Origin of the sequence: Chelatococcus composti (assembly GCF_014201415.1) — a bacterium.
Classification (GTDB): domain Bacteria; phylum Pseudomonadota; class Alphaproteobacteria; order Rhizobiales; family Beijerinckiaceae; genus Chelatococcus_A; species Chelatococcus_A composti.
The window spans coordinates 365964-380300 of record NZ_JACHEH010000004.1; the positions used below are offsets into that span (position 1 = coordinate 365964).

15 protein-coding genes are annotated in these 14337 nt (G+C 69.1%); 5 read left to right on the forward strand and 10 right to left on the reverse strand.

The window, feature by feature from the left end; all coding sequences use genetic code 11:
- Positions 1-91: 91 nt before the first annotated feature.
- Positions 92-661: a MarR family winged helix-turn-helix transcriptional regulator gene (locus tag HNQ73_RS10520; protein WP_183334794.1), complete on the reverse strand. Its 570-nt coding sequence runs from the start codon at positions 659-661 to the stop codon at positions 92-94.
- A 116-nt stretch (positions 662-777) separates the two neighbouring features.
- Between HNQ73_RS10520 and HNQ73_RS10525 the strand changes: the two genes are divergently transcribed.
- Positions 778-1656, forward strand: coding sequence for a DMT family transporter (locus tag HNQ73_RS10525; protein WP_183334795.1), 879 nt, complete (start codon positions 778-780; stop codon positions 1654-1656).
- Here HNQ73_RS10525 and HNQ73_RS10530 read toward each other — a convergent pair whose 3' ends face one another.
- The 3 genes from HNQ73_RS10530 to HNQ73_RS10540 all read right to left on the reverse strand — a co-directional run bounded on the left by HNQ73_RS10530 (position 1657) and on the right by HNQ73_RS10540 (position 5048).
- Positions 1657-1803 carry a DUF3096 domain-containing protein gene (locus tag HNQ73_RS10530; protein ID WP_183334796.1) on the reverse strand — a complete coding sequence of 49 codons (147 nt, stop codon included), beginning with the start codon at positions 1801-1803 and terminating at the stop codon, positions 1657-1659.
- Between the two features lie 78 nt (positions 1804-1881).
- Complete coding sequence (glyS, locus tag HNQ73_RS10535) at positions 1882-4014, reverse strand: glycine--tRNA ligase subunit beta (RefSeq protein ID WP_183334797.1); 2133 nt, start codon at positions 4012-4014, stop codon at positions 1882-1884.
- Positions 4015-4130: 116 nt separating this feature from the next.
- Positions 4131-5048, reverse strand: coding sequence for a glycine--tRNA ligase subunit alpha (locus HNQ73_RS10540; RefSeq protein ID WP_183334798.1), 918 nt, complete (start codon positions 5046-5048; stop codon positions 4131-4133).
- 253 nt (positions 5049-5301) lie between these two features.
- Here HNQ73_RS10540 and HNQ73_RS10545 point away from each other — a divergent pair, with 253 nt between their 5' ends.
- Positions 5302-5718: a hypothetical protein gene (locus HNQ73_RS10545; RefSeq protein WP_183334799.1), complete on the forward strand. Its 417-nt coding sequence runs from the start codon at positions 5302-5304 to the stop codon at positions 5716-5718.
- Between the two features lie 25 nt (positions 5719-5743).
- Positions 5744-5959: a hypothetical protein gene (locus HNQ73_RS10550; RefSeq protein WP_183334800.1), complete on the forward strand. Its 216-nt coding sequence runs from the start codon at positions 5744-5746 to the stop codon at positions 5957-5959.
- Between the two features lie 4 nt (positions 5960-5963).
- On the opposite strand, the gene HNQ73_RS10555 is transcribed toward HNQ73_RS10550, so the two are convergent.
- Positions 5964-6821 carry a S49 family peptidase gene (locus HNQ73_RS10555; RefSeq protein ID WP_183334801.1) on the reverse strand — a complete coding sequence of 286 codons (858 nt, stop codon included), beginning with the start codon at positions 6819-6821 and terminating at the stop codon, positions 5964-5966.
- 178 nt (positions 6822-6999) lie between these two features.
- Between HNQ73_RS10555 and HNQ73_RS10560 the strand changes: the two genes are divergently transcribed.
- Positions 7000-7323, forward strand: coding sequence for a hypothetical protein (locus tag HNQ73_RS10560; RefSeq protein ID WP_183334802.1), 324 nt, complete (start codon positions 7000-7002; stop codon positions 7321-7323).
- Between the two features lie 3 nt (positions 7324-7326).
- Here HNQ73_RS10560 and HNQ73_RS10565 read toward each other — a convergent pair whose 3' ends face one another.
- Both HNQ73_RS10565 and HNQ73_RS10570 read right to left on the reverse strand, forming a co-directional pair.
- Positions 7327-8073 carry a tRNA1(Val) (adenine(37)-N6)-methyltransferase gene (locus tag HNQ73_RS10565; RefSeq protein ID WP_244650089.1) on the reverse strand — a complete coding sequence of 249 codons (747 nt, stop codon included), beginning with the start codon at positions 8071-8073 and terminating at the stop codon, positions 7327-7329.
- Positions 8074-8098: 25 nt separating this feature from the next.
- The gene (locus tag HNQ73_RS10570; RefSeq protein WP_183334804.1) at positions 8099-8323 is read right to left on the reverse strand and encodes a putative signal transducing protein; all 225 of its coding nucleotides are present in this window, start codon (positions 8321-8323) and stop codon (positions 8099-8101) included.
- A gap of 143 nt (positions 8324-8466) precedes the next feature.
- Between HNQ73_RS10570 and HNQ73_RS10575 the strand changes: the two genes are divergently transcribed.
- A complete protein-coding gene (locus HNQ73_RS10575) occupies positions 8467-9483 on the forward strand; it encodes a polyprenyl synthetase family protein (RefSeq protein ID WP_183334805.1) in 1017 nt (338 codons plus the stop codon).
- Between the two features lie 4 nt (positions 9484-9487).
- On the opposite strand, the gene HNQ73_RS10580 is transcribed toward HNQ73_RS10575, so the two are convergent.
- The 3 genes from HNQ73_RS10580 to HNQ73_RS10590 all read right to left on the reverse strand — a co-directional run bounded on the left by HNQ73_RS10580 (position 9488) and on the right by HNQ73_RS10590 (position 14140).
- Positions 9488-10399 carry a 4-(cytidine 5'-diphospho)-2-C-methyl-D-erythritol kinase gene (locus HNQ73_RS10580; protein WP_183334806.1) on the reverse strand — a complete coding sequence of 304 codons (912 nt, stop codon included), beginning with the start codon at positions 10397-10399 and terminating at the stop codon, positions 9488-9490.
- A 122-nt stretch (positions 10400-10521) separates the two neighbouring features.
- Complete coding sequence (locus tag HNQ73_RS10585) at positions 10522-12303, reverse strand: tetratricopeptide repeat protein (RefSeq protein ID WP_183334967.1); 1782 nt, start codon at positions 12301-12303, stop codon at positions 10522-10524.
- A gap of 160 nt (positions 12304-12463) precedes the next feature.
- Positions 12464-14140 (reverse strand): electron transfer flavoprotein-ubiquinone oxidoreductase, encoded by a 1677-nt coding sequence (locus tag HNQ73_RS10590; protein ID WP_244650091.1) that lies wholly within the window; start codon positions 14138-14140, stop codon positions 12464-12466.
- Positions 14141-14337: the final 197 nt, after the last annotated feature.

Consider the following 14337-nt stretch of genomic DNA (forward strand, 5'->3'; position numbering starts at 1 on the left):
TTCGCGCCTGCAGCACAGGCGCTGAAGGCTTGGCGCATCCGGCCGCAAAAGGCAATGCACCGAACGGCGAGGCGGTTCCTGTCGCCCCGGATCAAATCGATTTTGCCGCGGAATCGCCGTTGCGCGTCTTGTCGCCGCAGCCCCCCTCCTCTTCTTCCGTCGTGCCGAGCGAGACGATGAGGCGCGCGAGCAGTTGCGACAGCTGCTCGACCTCCTGCGGCGAGAAGACGGACAGGATGCGCCGCTCGTTGGCGACATGGTCCACCACGGCCGCATCGACTGTGGCGAGCCCCTTCTGCGTCAGGCGGACGATCACCGCGCGCCGGTCCTGCAGCGAGGGCTCGCGCGTAATGAAGCCGTTCTTCTCCAGCCGGTCGAGCCGACTCGTCATGGTGCCGGAGGTCAGCATGAGCTGCGACCACAGGGCCGTGGGCGTCAGCGCGTAGGGCGCCCCGGCGCGGCGCAGCGAGGCCAGCACGTCGAAATCCCCCCGCCCGAGGCCGTGCCGGCGGAACACCGCCCCCAGCCGCTCGGACAGAAGCTGCGCCGCCTGGGACAGGTGGCCGAGGGGCACCATCGGCGAAGGATCGATGTCCGGCCGCTCCCGCCGCCACTGTTCCGCTATGCGCTCCGCGCGCTCCGGCCCGATCGTCTCGTCCATCGCAAGTCGTCCGCTTGACAATTATATTGAATTCAAGATTATTGACTTAAAGATATTCTGGCGCCAGGTGCCGCGCGGTGCAAGGGCGCGCAGCAGCGCCGGATGAGGAACCCTCAATGCCCATGGCTCTCGCACTGCTCGTCGGCGTCGGCTTTCTCATCGCCCTCACGGTCAATCTCGCCAAGGCGGCCGCCACCCTCGGCATCGCGGGGCCGGAATTCGCCTTCTGGATGGCTCTCGGTGCAGGGCTCGTGCTGCTCGTCCTCGCCTTCGCCCGCGGGGAGCGCCCGGCACTGACGCGGGAGCACCTGCTCTATTATGCGCTCGCCGGCCTCCTCGCCGTCGCGGCGCCCAACTACATCGGCTTCGAGGTGGCAGCCCGCGCCGGCGCGGCCTATGCCTCCGTGCCCTATGCACTGTCGCCGCTCATCACCTATGCGCTTGCCGTTTCCGTCCGGCTCGACGCCCCCTCGGCGAGGCGGGTCGCGGGCCTGGTGCTCGGCTGCTTCGGCACGGCCCTCGTGGTGGCCAACATGATGGCGCGGGCCGACGGCACGTCGCCCGCCTGGCTGCTTGCCGCCCTGCTCGTGCCGCTCTCTGTCGCCTTCGGCAACGTGCACCGCACGCTCTACTGGCCGAAGGGCTCGGCGCCGCTCGCGCTCGCCGCCGCCATGCTGCTGGCAGCTGCGCTGTGGCTGTCGCCCTTCGTCACTGCCAACGGCGCGCACCTCCTCGCCCTCGGCCCGACGAGCGAGGCGGGCGCGCTCGTCGCCGCCCAGGTCGGCGTCTCGGCAGTGATGTACGTGCTCTACTTCCAGCTCCAGCGTGTTGCCGGGCCAGTCTATCTCAGCCAGATCGGCTATGTCGCGGCCGGCTTCGGCGTCGCCATCGCGGTGGCCCTCTTCGCCGAGACGGTGACGCTCGCGATGCTCGCCGGCCTCGTCCTGATCGCGGGCGGCGTCTTTCTCGTCACGCCGCGCCGCAGCCCAGCCTGATCACAGCCGCCCGCCGAAGAGGCCGAGGATGCCGACGACGATGAGGTAGAGCGCCACGATGTAGTTGAGCAGGCGCGGTACTATGAGGATCAGCACGCCGGCGATGAGGGCCACCAGCGGCTGGATGACGACGAGATTGGCGATCATGACGCTCTCCTGACGGGCGCGAAGTCGCGTCCCGCCAGGCAACGCCCCGCAATCGCCGGCTGTTCCGGCCCTGGGCTGTCAGCCCTCGATGCGGGAGAAGTCCGCCACCTCGCGGGTCGCCTCGCGGATGGCGTTCAGCAGCTTCAGCCGGTTCTCGCGCAGGGCGGCATCCTCGGCGTTGACGGTGACCTTGTCGAAGAAGGCGTCGACCGCCGGCCGCAGCGCCGCAAGCGCCCGCATGGCGCCTTCGAAATCCTCGCGCGCGACAGCGGCCGAGGCATCACGCCGCGCCGCGTCCAGCGCCACCGCGAGGCCCTTCTCCTCGATCTGTCCGGCCTTGGCGATGAGCGTGAGATCGGGCGCCCCGTCATAGGTGCGCCCATCCTTCTTCTCCTCGATGCGCAGGATGTTGGCGGCGCGCTTGTAGCCGGCGAGCAGGTTTCGCCCGTCCTCCGTGTCGAGGAAGCGGCCGAGCGCCTCGACCCTCCGGACGATGAGGACGAGGTCGTCCTGCCCCTCGAGCGCGAAGACGGCGTCTATGAGGTCGTGCCGCGCGCCCTTGTCGCGCAGGTAGACCTTGAGGCGGTCGGCGAAGAAGGCGAGCAGGTCCTGCAGCGTCGAGACCTTCGGCGTGCCGGCGGGCAGCTCGTAGGTCGATGTCAGCTTGCCGACGACGACGAGGTCGTCGAGGAACTGCAGCAACCTCAGCCGCACACCGTTCTCCAGCACCAGCCGGATGATACCGAGAGCGGCGCGCCGCAGCGCGTAGGGATCCTTGGAGCCCGTCGGCTTCTCGTCGATTGACCAGAAGCCGACGAGCGTATCGAGCTTGTCGGCGAGGGCCACCGCGATGCTCACCGGCGCGTCGGGCACCCGGTCGGACGGGCCCTGCGGCTTGTAGTGCTCCTCTATGGCGGCGGCGACGGCGGGGTCCTCACCCTGCTCGGCGGCGTAGTAGCGGCCCATGAGACCCTGCAGCTCGGGGAATTCCCCGACCATCTCGCTGACGAGGTCCGCCTTGGCGAGGCGCGCCGCCCGCTCGGCCTTGGCGGGATCGGCCCCGACGATCGGCGCAAGCTCGCGCGCCAGCGCCACGAGGCGCGCGACGCGCTCGCCCTGGGTGCCAAGCTTCTCGTGGAAGACGATCGAATCGAGCTTTGGCAGCCGCTCTTCCAGCTTGATGCGCTTGTCCGTTTCCCAGAAGAACTTGGCGTCCGACAGGCGGGCGCGCACCACGCGGCCGTTGCCGGCGACGATGGCGGCACCGCCATCCTTGGCCTCGACGTTGGCGACGAGGATGAAGCGGTTGGCGAGCTTGCCGGTCTTGGCGTCTCGCAGCACGAAGCACTTCTGGTTGGCGCGGATGGTGGCGCGGATCACCTCCGGCGGCACCGAGAGGAAAGCTTCGTCGAACGAGCCCATCAGCACCACCGGCCACTCGACGAGGCCTGCCACCTCTTCCAGCAGCGCCTCGTCCTCGACGAGCTCAAGCCCCTGCGCGAAGGCGAGGTTCCTGGCCTCGTTGAGGATGATGTCCTTGCGGCGGTCGAGGTCGAGCACGACCTTGGCCTGCTCCAGCGAGGCGACATAGTCGGCATAGCGGCGCACGAGGATGAGGCCCGGCGCCATGAAGCGGTGGCCGAAGGTCACGTCTGAGGAGACGATGCCGCCCACCTGGAAGCGCACCACGTCCGGCATCTCCGTCTCGGCGCCGAAGGTGCACAGGATGGAGTGCAGCGGCCGCACCCAGCGCAGGGAGCCGGATTCTGCCGAGGCCTTGCCCCAACGCATCGACTTCGGCCAGGGGAAATTGCGGATCACGTCCGGCATGATCTCGGCGATGACCTCGGGCGTGTTGCGCCCCGGCCGCTCGATGACGGCGACGTAGAACTCGCCCTTCTTGGGATCGGAGACGATCTTCGCCTCGTCGAGCGAGGCGAGGCCGGCACTCTTCAGGAACCCCTGCACGGCGGCCTCGGGCGCGCCGACGCGCGGGCCCTTCTTCTCCTCGCGCACGTCGGGCTGGCGCGCCGGCAGGCCGACGACCTGCAGGGCGAGCCGCCGCGGCGTCACATAGGCCTTGGCACCCTCGTAGACGAGGCCGCGCTCGACCAGCGCGTCCGTGACGAGCTTCTTCAGATCCTCCGCCGCCTTGCGCTGCATACGGGCGGGAATTTCTTCGGAGAACAGTTCGAGGAGAAGGTCGGGCATGGATCGAGCGCCTGTCATGCCCCTCCCGCGGGAGGAGCCGGGGTTTCAGTGCTTGGTATGCTGGGTGCGAAGGATGGTGTCCAGCATCACGGCGAAAGATGTCACGACGCGCCTCTTCAGGCCGCCCCGCCGCCTTCCGTCGCCAGCCAGGCGGCGCCGCAGGCCTTGGCGAGTTCGCGCACACGCAGGATGTAGCTCTGGCGCTCCGTCACCGAGATTACGCCGCGGGCGTCGAGCAGGTTGAAGACGTGGCTCGCCTTGATGCACTGGTCGTAGGCTGGCAGGGCGAGCTTGTGGCGCTTGTCCGGGTCGTTCTCGCCCGCCGTCCCGGCGGCGATGAGACGGCGGCACTCCTCCTCCGCGTCCCGGAAGTGGCGGAAGAGCATCTCGGTGTCGGCGTGCTCGAAGTTGTAGCGGGAATATTCCTGCTCGGCCTGCAGGAACACGTCGCCGTAGGTGACCTTGTCCTCCCCCTCGCCACCGTTGAAGTTGAGGTCGTAGACGTTCTCCACGCCCTGCACGTACATGGCGAGGCGCTCGAGGCCATAGGTCAGCTCGCCGGCCACGGGCGCACACTCAAAGCCCGCCACCTGCTGGAAATAGGTGAACTGGCTCACCTCCATGCCGTCGCACCAGCACTCCCAGCCGAGGCCCCAGGCGCCGAGCGTCGGGCTTTCCCAGTCGTCCTCGACGAAGCGGATGTCATGCAGCGCCGGATCGATGCCGATGGCGTAGAGCGACTGCAGGTAGAGATCCTGCAGGTCCTTCGGGCTCGGCTTCAGGATCACCTGGAACTGGTAGTAGTGCTGCAGGCGGTTGGGGTTCTCGCCGTAGCGGCCGTCCTTCGGCCTGCGCGAGGGCTGCACGTAGGCGGCGCGCCAGGGCTTGGGCCCCAGCGCCCGGAGCGTCGTCGCCGGGTGGAAGGTCCCGGCGCCGACCTCCATGTCGTACGGCTGAAGGATGACGCAGCCGCGCTCCGCCCAGAAGCGCTGCAGGGTGAGGATCAGCCCCTGGAAGGACCGCGCAGGGCTCATGTGGCTATCAGTCATCCGTTCGGCCGCACTCATCGCCGCCCCTTCATCGAGATCATCCATCCGCCCGCAGGCGGGCTCGCGGCAACCTAGCCGTCGGGCCCTTCAAGTCAACGGCTTCCTCTTGGCCTGAGGACAGCATCCGCAAACTTGCGCTCGTTGCCAACGCGTGCAGCCGCGCACATCGCCGTCGGGCGTTGCTCGGCATGCTCCTGTCATAGGCGGAACGAACCGCCGGGAAGACAGGAGAACGGCCATGACCACGATGACGAAAGCCACACGGGCTGCGATGCTCGCCCTCTCCCTCGCCACCACTGCCGTCGGGGCATTTGCCTTCACGGCAGCCTCCCCTGCCCTCGCCCAGTCGGCCGGCGGGCAGGGCGGTGGCGGTGGCGGTGGCGGCGCCGGGGGTGCCGGCGGCCAGGCCGGTTCCGGCGAAGGCGGCGACGATCACGCGATCTACCGGCGCATCATGGCGCAGGATCGCCTCACCCACGTGAACAGCTCCAACTGCACGCCGGGCGCCAACTGCAACGGGCGCGTGCCACCGCGCCGGCCCCCGCAGATCCAGCCCGTGAATGTCGACGAAAGCTGCGGCATGCCGCTGCGCGTCGTCTACGACCGCAACGGACACGCCCTCTGGTACGCCTGCCAGCCGCTCCCTCGGCGCTGATCCACCTCTGATCGGGGGACACACCATGCGCACCCTGCTCGCCATCACCGCCCTCGCCGCGCTGTCGGCGGCCCTGACGCCTCTTGCCGTCAGCGCCATGGGACGGACCCCGACGAGGACGGAGGCGGCCGGCACACCGGCCGCCTCCCGCCCCGGCGCGCCCCAGGCGGCGCCCTGCCTCAAGCCGATCCGCGTCGTCTATGCCGGCTACGGCGAGCCGGTGGTCTGCCGCGACCGCTGAGGTGTCAGAGGCCGAAGCGTTCCCACTGCGCTCGCTCCTCGAGCGCGGCGATGACCTCGACGGGGTCGAGGAGGGCGGAAGCCCCGGCCCTGCCCAGCAGCCCACGGGGAAAGAGCGAGCGCCTGTCGGCCACGAGCGGCAGCCGCACATTCTCGCCGAAGCGCTGGCGCATCACCGAACGCAGGTCGCCGATGCCGTCGATGATGCCGAGATCGAGCGCCTCCTGCGCCGACCAGAACGCGCCCGAGAACAGCTCCTCGTCGCTGCCGGTCAGGCGGGCACCGCGCCGCTCCTTCACGATGGCGATGAATCTGCGGTGGATCTCAGCCTGTATGTCCTTGAGGCGCGCCACGTCCTCCGGCCGCTCGGGCCGGAAGGGATCGAGCATCATCTTGCGGTCCCCGGCCGTGTAGACGCGCCGTTCGATGCCCAGGCGGTCAATGAGCCTGTCGAAGCCGAAACCGGCCGAAACGACGCCGATGGAACCGACGAGCGAGAAGCTGTCGGCGAAGATCTCGTCCGCCGCCAGCAGCACCATGTAGCCGCCCGACGCGGCCACGTCCTCCGCGAAGGCAAAGACCGGCACGCCCTTCTCGTCGGCCAGCGCACGCACCCGCTGCATGATGAGATGCGATTGCACCGGCGAGCCGCCCGGCGAGTTGACGATGATGGCCACCGCCGCGACGTCACCGAAGCCGAAGGCGGTTTCGAGCGACCGCGCCACCGATTCCAGCGTGAGCGTCGAGCGCAGCGGCATCGGCATTCCGATGGTGCCCTGCAGGCGCACGACCGGCACCAGCGGCTGCCGGGCGCGGAAGCGCGCAGGCAGGAAGCGTCTCATGAACAGGGGCGCTGAAACCATGACACCTGCGGGATCGCGAACCGGGCCGCCAGCATAGCCGCCCCCCGGGGGGAAACAAGGCGGGAAACAAGGCGCGCCCGCCGGCGTTGTTCATACATCTCAGGTTCATCTGCCATCGCCGATGATCCCGCGTACTTCGCCGCAGGCTCTCCGGAGCAGGCGAGAAAAGGAGGAAGTGATGTTCCGAACGAGCAGGATTTGTGCAGGCGCTCTGCTGGCGGGCCTCATCGGCCTCGCTGCCGCCCAGCCGGCTGCGGCGAGCCCGCTCGCCGCGTCGCAGGACGCCGCCCGGCTCGCCACGGCGACTGACATCGAGAGGGTGCAGTACCACGGCCCGCCGCGGCGTCATTGGGGCCCCCCGCCGCGGCACCACCACCGCCACTGGCGCGGCAACCCCTGGCGCGGCCGCCACTGGGGCCCGCCACCCCCACGCTCGCGCGTCGTCTGCCGCACCGTCTTCACGGATTGGGGGCCGCGCCGCATCTGCCGCCCGAGGCGGTGAGCGTCATTCCATCGCGATGGACGCCGTGCCCCTGTGCACGGCGTCCGCCTCGGGCGTGAAACGGCCGTCCGGTCCGTTGAGCACGAAGCCCGGCATAAGACGCAGCGGCGCGCGGCTGCCCTTGCGCGCTGCCACGAGCAGCCGCACGGCAGGCCTGTCGCAACGGGGATGAACCGGCCGAACCGCGATGTCGCCGAAGCGGCCTGCAAGGGTGGCGAGAAGCCCCGCGAGCCCGTCGACGCGGTGGATGAGGACGAGACGCCCGCCCGGCGCGAGCACGTCGGCCGCGGCGCGCACCCACCCGTCCAGGGCCTCGTCGGCCATGACATGCGCCGCCCGGCGCCCGGCATCGGGCGATGTGCGCACCCGCCCCGCCGGCCAGAAGGGGGGGTTCGTCACCACAAGCCCCGCCGAGCCGGCCTCCAGCCCCGCCTGCCGACGGATAGACGCCGGCGCGAGGATGTCCGCCTCGCAGACCTTGAAGCGGTCGGCGAGACCGTTGAGCGCGACATTGCGCCGCGCGAGGGCGGCCAGCGCGGGATCGTTCTCCACCAGTACACCGCGGCATGACGGGTGACGCGCCGCCACCATCAGGCCGACGGCGCCCACGCCGGCGCCGAAATCCGCCACTGTCTCCCCATCGGCCTCGCCGCAGGCGGCTGCCAGCAGCACGGCGTCGGACCCGGCACGGTGGCCCCGTCGTGGCTGCACCAGCCGCACGCGCCCGTCGAGCAGCGCATCTTCGGTCACGTCCCCGTGAGCGGGGCATTTCCCGTCACGCATTGCGCAGCTCTGCTCCAAAGCCCGCGTCCGAGAGAAGCTGCCGCGCCCTCGTCTCATCATCATTTGCCACGAGCAGCCGCCGCTGGAAGGCGCCGATCGATCCCTCGAGGATGCTCATATGCGTATCGGCCACGAAGCAGGGAATTTCCGCTGCCCGGAGCAGCGCCTCGGCGGCGCCGAGAAGGACGATGTCATTCGTGCGCAAGAGTTCCTTCATCCCCGCCTTCCCCTGCCCGCGGCCGCGTGGTGCCGGCCTTGCGGCAATCCAGCCCGTTGCGGCTCGTCATTGGTGCGTGCAAGGTGCAGCAAATATCGCTATTTGTCGCGGCTGCTGGTGGCGTCAAGTTGGAGGAAGAGAGCGTGGGTGTCGTCGTCCCCATGGAGGAAAGCGCTCAGGAGCAGACCGGTATCGACAGGCTCGTGGCGCTGGTCTCCCCCGGCATGGCCCGCGTCAACAAGCTGATTCTGTCGCGGATGGGCTCGGATGTGGCGCTCATTCCCGAAGTCGCCAACCATCTCATCTCGTCCGGCGGAAAACGCCTGCGCCCCATGCTCACGCTCGCCACCGCCCAGCTCTGCGGCTACGAGGGTGACGGCGACGTCAAGCTCGCTGCGAGCGTCGAATTCATGCACACGGCGACGCTGCTGCACGACGACGTGGTCGACGAGAGCGACATGCGCCGCGGCAAGCTCGCAGCCCGCATGCTGTGGGGCAATGAGGCGAGCGTGCTCGTCGGCGATTTCCTGCTTGGCCAGGCCTTCAAGATGATGGTGGAGGTCGGCTCGCTCGACGCGCTCGCCGTGCTCGCCGATGCGGCCGCCGTCATCGCCGAGGGTGAGGTGTGGCAACTCTCGGCGGCCAAGAACCTTTCGACGACCGAAGAGGGCTATCTCGCTGTGGTGGAGGCGAAGACGGCCGCGCTCTTCTCCGCCGCCTGCGAGGTGGGACCCATCCTGGCGGGGCGCCCCGCCCATGAGCGGGCCGCCTGCCGCAGCTACGGCACCAACCTCGGCATCGCCTTCCAGCTCATCGACGATGCGCTCGACTACGGCGGCTCCAGCGCCAGTCTCGGCAAGAACGTCGGCGACGACTTCCGCGAGGGCAAGATCACCCTTCCGGTCGTGCTCTCGCTCGCCCGCGGCGACGAGGAGGAGCGTGCCTTCTGGCAGCGCACGCTCGAGAAGGGGGACGTGCGCGACGACGACCTCGCCCAGGCGCAGCGCATCATGCGCCGCCACCACGCCATCGAGGACACGATCGCGCGGGCCCGTACCTATGGCGATGCGGCCTGCGAGGCGCTGTCAGTCTTCCCGGACGGGCCGATGAAGCGGGCTCTCCTCGACGCAGTGGACTTCTGCATCGCCCGCGCCTACTGACCCGCTAGCGCAGCACCGTCGCGCGCACCCACCACGTAGGGCGCGCTGCCGCCAGCAGCCGGCGCGCGCGCGTGGCGGCGCGGCAGTCGTCGAACAGGCCGAACACGGTCGCGCCCGAGCCGGACATGCGGGCAAGGCGGCACTCCGGCAGATCCCGCATCAGGATGAGCGCTTCCGCGACGGCCGGCGACAGTGCCTTCGCCGGCGGCTCGAGATCGTTGCGCGCCCTGGCGAGCACGGCGAGAGCCTCGCTCCCGTCACATCCGCCGGCAGGCGTCGCCGGCTGCGGCGCCGCATCCCTCATAGCGCCGGGAGGAAGCCCGAGCCTGCGGAAGACGTCAGCCGTCGCCAGCGGTACGCGGGGATTGACGAGAACGGCGAACAGCGGTGGCAGGGCGAGCGGCGGCGACAGTCTCTCGCCAATGCCGGCCATCACCCGCGCCCGGCCGTCGAGGCAGACGGGCACATCCGCCCCCGTCGCGGCAGCCGCGGCCAGGATGGCGGGATCGTTGCGGTCAAGGCCGTTGAGGCGCGCCATGAGGCGCAGGGCTGCGGCCGCGTCCGACGAACCGCCGCCGAGCCCGGCTGCGACAGGCAGGCGCTTGTCGAGATGGAAATGGCCGGCGACGAGCCCCGGCCGCCGCGCCATGAGATGGTTCGCCGCCCGCAGCACGAGGTTGTCCGGCCCTGCCCCCGCGGCCTCAGCGCCCGGACCGGAGACCGTAAGGCCGAGCGGCCGGCCGGGATCAAGAGAAAGGCGGTCGCCGCAGCCGGCGAAGGCCACGAGGCTTTCGAGCAGGTGGTAACCATCCGCCCGACGGCCGATGATGTGGAGCGAGAGGTTGACCTTGGCCGGTGCGCGCTCGACGAGAAGACGGCCGGCGCCGGCGGAGTACGGACTGGGCGGCAGGGACATCGGCGACTAGCGAACCGCAGCCGGTTCTCGTTTAAAGATGAGGATTGCGGACGGCGCTGCCGGCCCCTCCCCATCCGTCGCGCGGGGGAGTTGCAGAGGCGGCACCAAGCGGGGGAGTGTTCTCACCCGCCGTTCTGCGGCTTCTCGACTGCCTCGGCCGCCGCCGGCTTGTCCTCGTCCGGCAGGCCCTTCTCGATCTTCTCGAGAATCTTCGGCAGATCCTCCGGCTCAGGGCCGAGATCGCGGGCGTGGTTCCACTGGAACTTCGCCTCGAGCTTGCGGCCCGTGCGCCAATAGGCGTCGCCGAGGTGATCGTTGATCGTCGGATCCGCCGGGCGCAGCTCGATGGCGCGCTCCAGCTCGCGCACGGCATCGTCATAGCGGCCGAGGCGGTAGTAGGCCCAGCCGAGGCTGTCGACGATGTAGCCGTCCCGCGGCCTGAGCTCGACTGCCCGCTTCAGCATCTCGAAGGCCTCTTCGAGATTCATGTGCCGGTCGACCCACGAATAGCCGAGATAGTTGAGCACCAGCGCGCGGTCGCTGCCGACACTCTCGGGGGCGAGCTCCAGGGCCTTCTTGAAGTCGGCCTCGGCCTTCGGCCACTCCTTGGACCGCTCGTAGGCGATGCCGCGGAAGTAGAAGAGCGTCCAGCGCGACTGGTCGGGCGTTCCGATGGCCTCGACGGCGCGGGTATAGATCTTGGCGGCCTCGGCGAACTCCTTGCGCGAGCGCAGGAGGTTGCCGAGCGCGATCAACGCCTCCACGTCGCCGGGGTTGGCCTCGATCATCTCCTCCAGATGCTTCTGGGCCTTGTCTTTCTCGCCCATCAGCTCCAGCGAGATGGCGATCTGGATGTCAATGCTCGACCGCAGCGGCGAATCTGCGGGCATCGTGTCGAAGACCTCGATGGCCGAGGAATACTGCTTGAGCCGCTCCAGCATGTCGCCGAGCGTGACGATGGCGAGTTCGTGCTTCGGGGCTAGGAAGGTGGCAAGGCGCAGGTAGATGAGCGCCGCGATCTCGTCGCCTTGGCTGTTGCCGGCGGCACCGAGGCCGTAAAGCACCTCGGCCGCCCCCTCCTGGGTGTTGGCGATCAGCGCAGGCAGGGTCTGGCCCGCGTCGAGGCGCTTCAGCGCATCCTGCACGATGGGATTGCGCGGCAGCAGCCGGTCGAAGGCCTCGTAGACGCGCCGGGCCTCCTCTGTCTCGCCGCGCACCGACAGCAGCCGCCCGTAGGCGTCGACGACGCGCAGCGTCGTGCGCTCGACGTCGTAGGCCGCCTTCAGCCGGTTCTCGGCCTCGCGGCGATTGCCGCCCACGGCGGCGATGAGGCCGGCGTGATAGTCGCGGAACACGTTGTAGGACGTTTCGCCCTTGAGCCGCTCGACCGTGTCGAGCGCGCGGCGAAGGTCGCCGGAGCCCACCCAGGACCAGGCCGTCAGCAGCGTCGCCGTCAGGTCGGCCGCGCGGCCGCGGCCGCCGCTGCCAAGATACTTGCGCGCGGTGACATAGCGGCGGGCCTTGATGGCCTCGACGCCAAGGGCGAGGCGGGCGAGACCGTTGCTGGAATCGCGCTTGAGGAGCTGGCGCGCGGCCGAGAAGGCCTCCTGCATGTCGCCGTTCGCCAGAAGGGCGACGAAGGCGCGCTCCAGAAGTTCAGGGTTGTTGGGGTCGTCGCGCAGCGCCTCGCGGAAGTAAAGCGCAGCCGCCCGCGTGTCCCGCGCTGCCCCGGCGACGACAGCGGCAAGATAGTTGCCCGCGGCGCTCTCGGCCGGACCCGGCAGGCTGTCGAGAAGATCCGCATCCTCGGCCTTGGCCGAGAGCGTGCCCGGATGCCCGAAGGCCATGACGGAAAAGATGCAGCAAGCCGAAATGGCGATGCGCGAGAGGCGCCGGAAGGTCATGTGGGTCACGTGTCTCTTGCCGCTCTTGCGCCGCTGGCCGGGAGGCGCGGCGTCTCTTGTATCACCATGCAACATGACCTTTTTGCGGTGCATCGGCAATAGCGGCGCGGCAATCGGCAGCCGCCGGCCGAGGTGCGATGGCCCGGCCGGCGCCCGCCCCTCACATGTTCGGGTAGTTGGGCCCGCCGCCACCCTCGGGCGTGACCCAGTTGATGTTCTGGGCCGGATCCTTGATGTCGCAGGTCTTGCAGTGCACGCAGTTCTGCGCGTTGATCACAAAACGGGGATTGGTGCGCGCCTGGGGGTCGTCGTACACCACCTCGTAGACCCCCGCCGGGCAGTAGAGGCGCGCCGGCTCCCCGTAGAGCGGCAGGTTGCGCTCGATCGGGATGGCGGGATCGGCCAGCTTGAGGTGAACCGGCTGGTCCTCCTCGTGGTTGGTGTTGGACAGGAAGACCGACGAGAGCTTGTCGAAGGACACGACGCCGTCGGGCTTGGGGTAGACGATGGGCTTGACCTCGTCGATTCGCTTCAGGCTCGCGTGGTCGGGCTTGCCGTGGCCGAGCGTGCCGAACAGTGAGAAGCCGAAGAGCTCGTTCGTCCACATGTCGATGCCGCCCAGCGCGACGCCCACCATGGTGCCGAAGCGCGACCACAGCGGCTTGACGTTCCGCACCTTATGCAGGTCGCGCCCGATGTCCGAGCGGCGCCAGCCGGTCTCGTAGCCGGTGAGCTCGTCGTGCTCACGCCCCTCGCCGAGCGCAGCGAAGACGTGCTCGGCACAGAGCATGCCGGACAGGATGGCGTTGTGGGAGCCCTTGATGCGCGGCACGTTGACGAAGCCCGCCGAGCAGCCGATGAGCGCCCCGCCGGGGAACACGAGCTTCGGCACCGACTGGAAGCCACCCTCCGTGATGGCGCGCGCGCCATAGGCAATGCGCTTGCCGCCCTCCAGCATGCCACGGATCATAGGATGGGTCTTGAAGCGCTGAAACTCGTCGAACGGCGACAGCGTCGGGTTCGAGTAGTTGAGGTGGACGACGAAGCCGATCGAAACCAGGTTGTCGTCGAAGTGGTAGAGGAAGGAGCCGCCGCCGGTGCCGTTGTCGAGCGGCCAGCCGAAGGTGTGCTGCACGAGGCCGGGCTGGAACTTCTCCGGCGGAATCTGCCACAGCTCCTTGAGCCCGATGCCGAACTTCTGCGGCTCGCGCCCCTCGTCGAGCGAGAAGCGCTTGATGAGCTGCTTCGACAGCGAGCCGCGCGCGCCCTCTGCGAACAGGGTGTACTTGCCGCGCAGCTCCATGCCGCGGGTGAAATCGGCCTTCGGCTTGCCGTCTCGGCCGATGCCCATGTCGCCGGTGGCGATACCGACCACCTCGCCCCTGTCACCGTAGAGCACCTCGGCCGCGGCGAAGCCGGGATAGATCTCGACGCCGAGCGCCTCGGCCCGCGCAGCCAGATAGCGCGCCACGTTGCCGAGCGAGCCGACGAAGTTGCCGTGGTTGTTCATGAGCCGCGGCATCATGAAGTTGGGCAGCCTGACGCCGCCGGCGGGGCCGAGATAGAGGAATCGGTCGGTGCTGACCTGCGTCTTCAGCGGCCGGTCGGGATCCTCGCGCCAGTCGGGCAGCAGCCGGTCGAGGCCGATCGGGTCGATCACGGCACCCGACAGGATGTGGGCTCCCACCTCGGAGCCCTTCTCGACGACGACGACCGACACCTCCCGCCCCGCCTCGGCAGCAAGCTGCTTGAGGCGAATCGCTGCGGCGAGGCCGGCAGGGCCCGCGCCGACGATCACGACGTCGTAGTCCATCCTCTCCCGTTCGGGCAGATCCATCAGGCCTCTCCTCGGTCTATCGGCACCTTTGCGGATTTTTGTTTGTATACAAACAAAAGTTCACGGCTCGCAATCATCGATACGCGAAGTCTTCGAGCCGTTCCAGACTGCATGTTGCACTGCGGGCGCGACCTGTCGAAGCGGAGGACGGCGGCGATCCGGCACTGGCAAGGCACCGGCGCGGCCTTTAGAATAAA

Bases quoted from the DNA above. Each gene is read 5' to 3' on its own strand.
- HNQ73_RS10540 (WP_183334798.1), bottom strand. From the start codon at position 5,048: ATGAGCCCTGCGCGGTCCTTCCAGGGGCTGATCCTCACCCTGCAGCGC.
- HNQ73_RS10555 (WP_183334801.1), bottom strand. From the start codon at position 6,821: ATGGTTTCAGCGCCCCTGTTCATGAGACGCTTCCTGCCTGCGCGCTTC.
- HNQ73_RS10550 (WP_183334800.1), top strand. From the start codon at position 5,744: ATGCGCACCCTGCTCGCCATCACCGCCCTCGCCGCGCTGTCGGCGGCC.
- HNQ73_RS10570 (WP_183334804.1), bottom strand. From the start codon at position 8,323: ATGAAGGAACTCTTGCGCACGAATGACATCGTCCTTCTCGGCGCCGCC.
- HNQ73_RS10545 (WP_183334799.1), top strand. From the start codon at position 5,302: ATGACCACGATGACGAAAGCCACACGGGCTGCGATGCTCGCCCTCTCC.
- HNQ73_RS10520 (WP_183334794.1), bottom strand. From the start codon at position 661: ATGGACGAGACGATCGGGCCGGAGCGCGCGGAGCGCATAGCGGAACAG.
- HNQ73_RS10590 (WP_244650091.1), bottom strand. From the start codon at position 14,140: ATGGATCTGCCCGAACGGGAGAGGATGGACTACGACGTCGTGATCGTC.
- HNQ73_RS10525 (WP_183334795.1), top strand. From the start codon at position 778: ATGCCCATGGCTCTCGCACTGCTCGTCGGCGTCGGCTTTCTCATCGCC.
- glyS (WP_183334797.1), bottom strand. From the start codon at position 4,014: ATGCCCGACCTTCTCCTCGAACTGTTCTCCGAAGAAATTCCCGCCCGT.
- HNQ73_RS10560 (WP_183334802.1), top strand. From the start codon at position 7,000: ATGTTCCGAACGAGCAGGATTTGTGCAGGCGCTCTGCTGGCGGGCCTC.
- HNQ73_RS10530 (WP_183334796.1), bottom strand. From the start codon at position 1,803: ATGATCGCCAATCTCGTCGTCATCCAGCCGCTGGTGGCCCTCATCGCC.
- HNQ73_RS10580 (WP_183334806.1), bottom strand. From the start codon at position 10,399: ATGTCCCTGCCGCCCAGTCCGTACTCCGCCGGCGCCGGCCGTCTTCTC.
- HNQ73_RS10585 (WP_183334967.1), bottom strand. From the start codon at position 12,303: ATGACCTTCCGGCGCCTCTCGCGCATCGCCATTTCGGCTTGCTGCATC.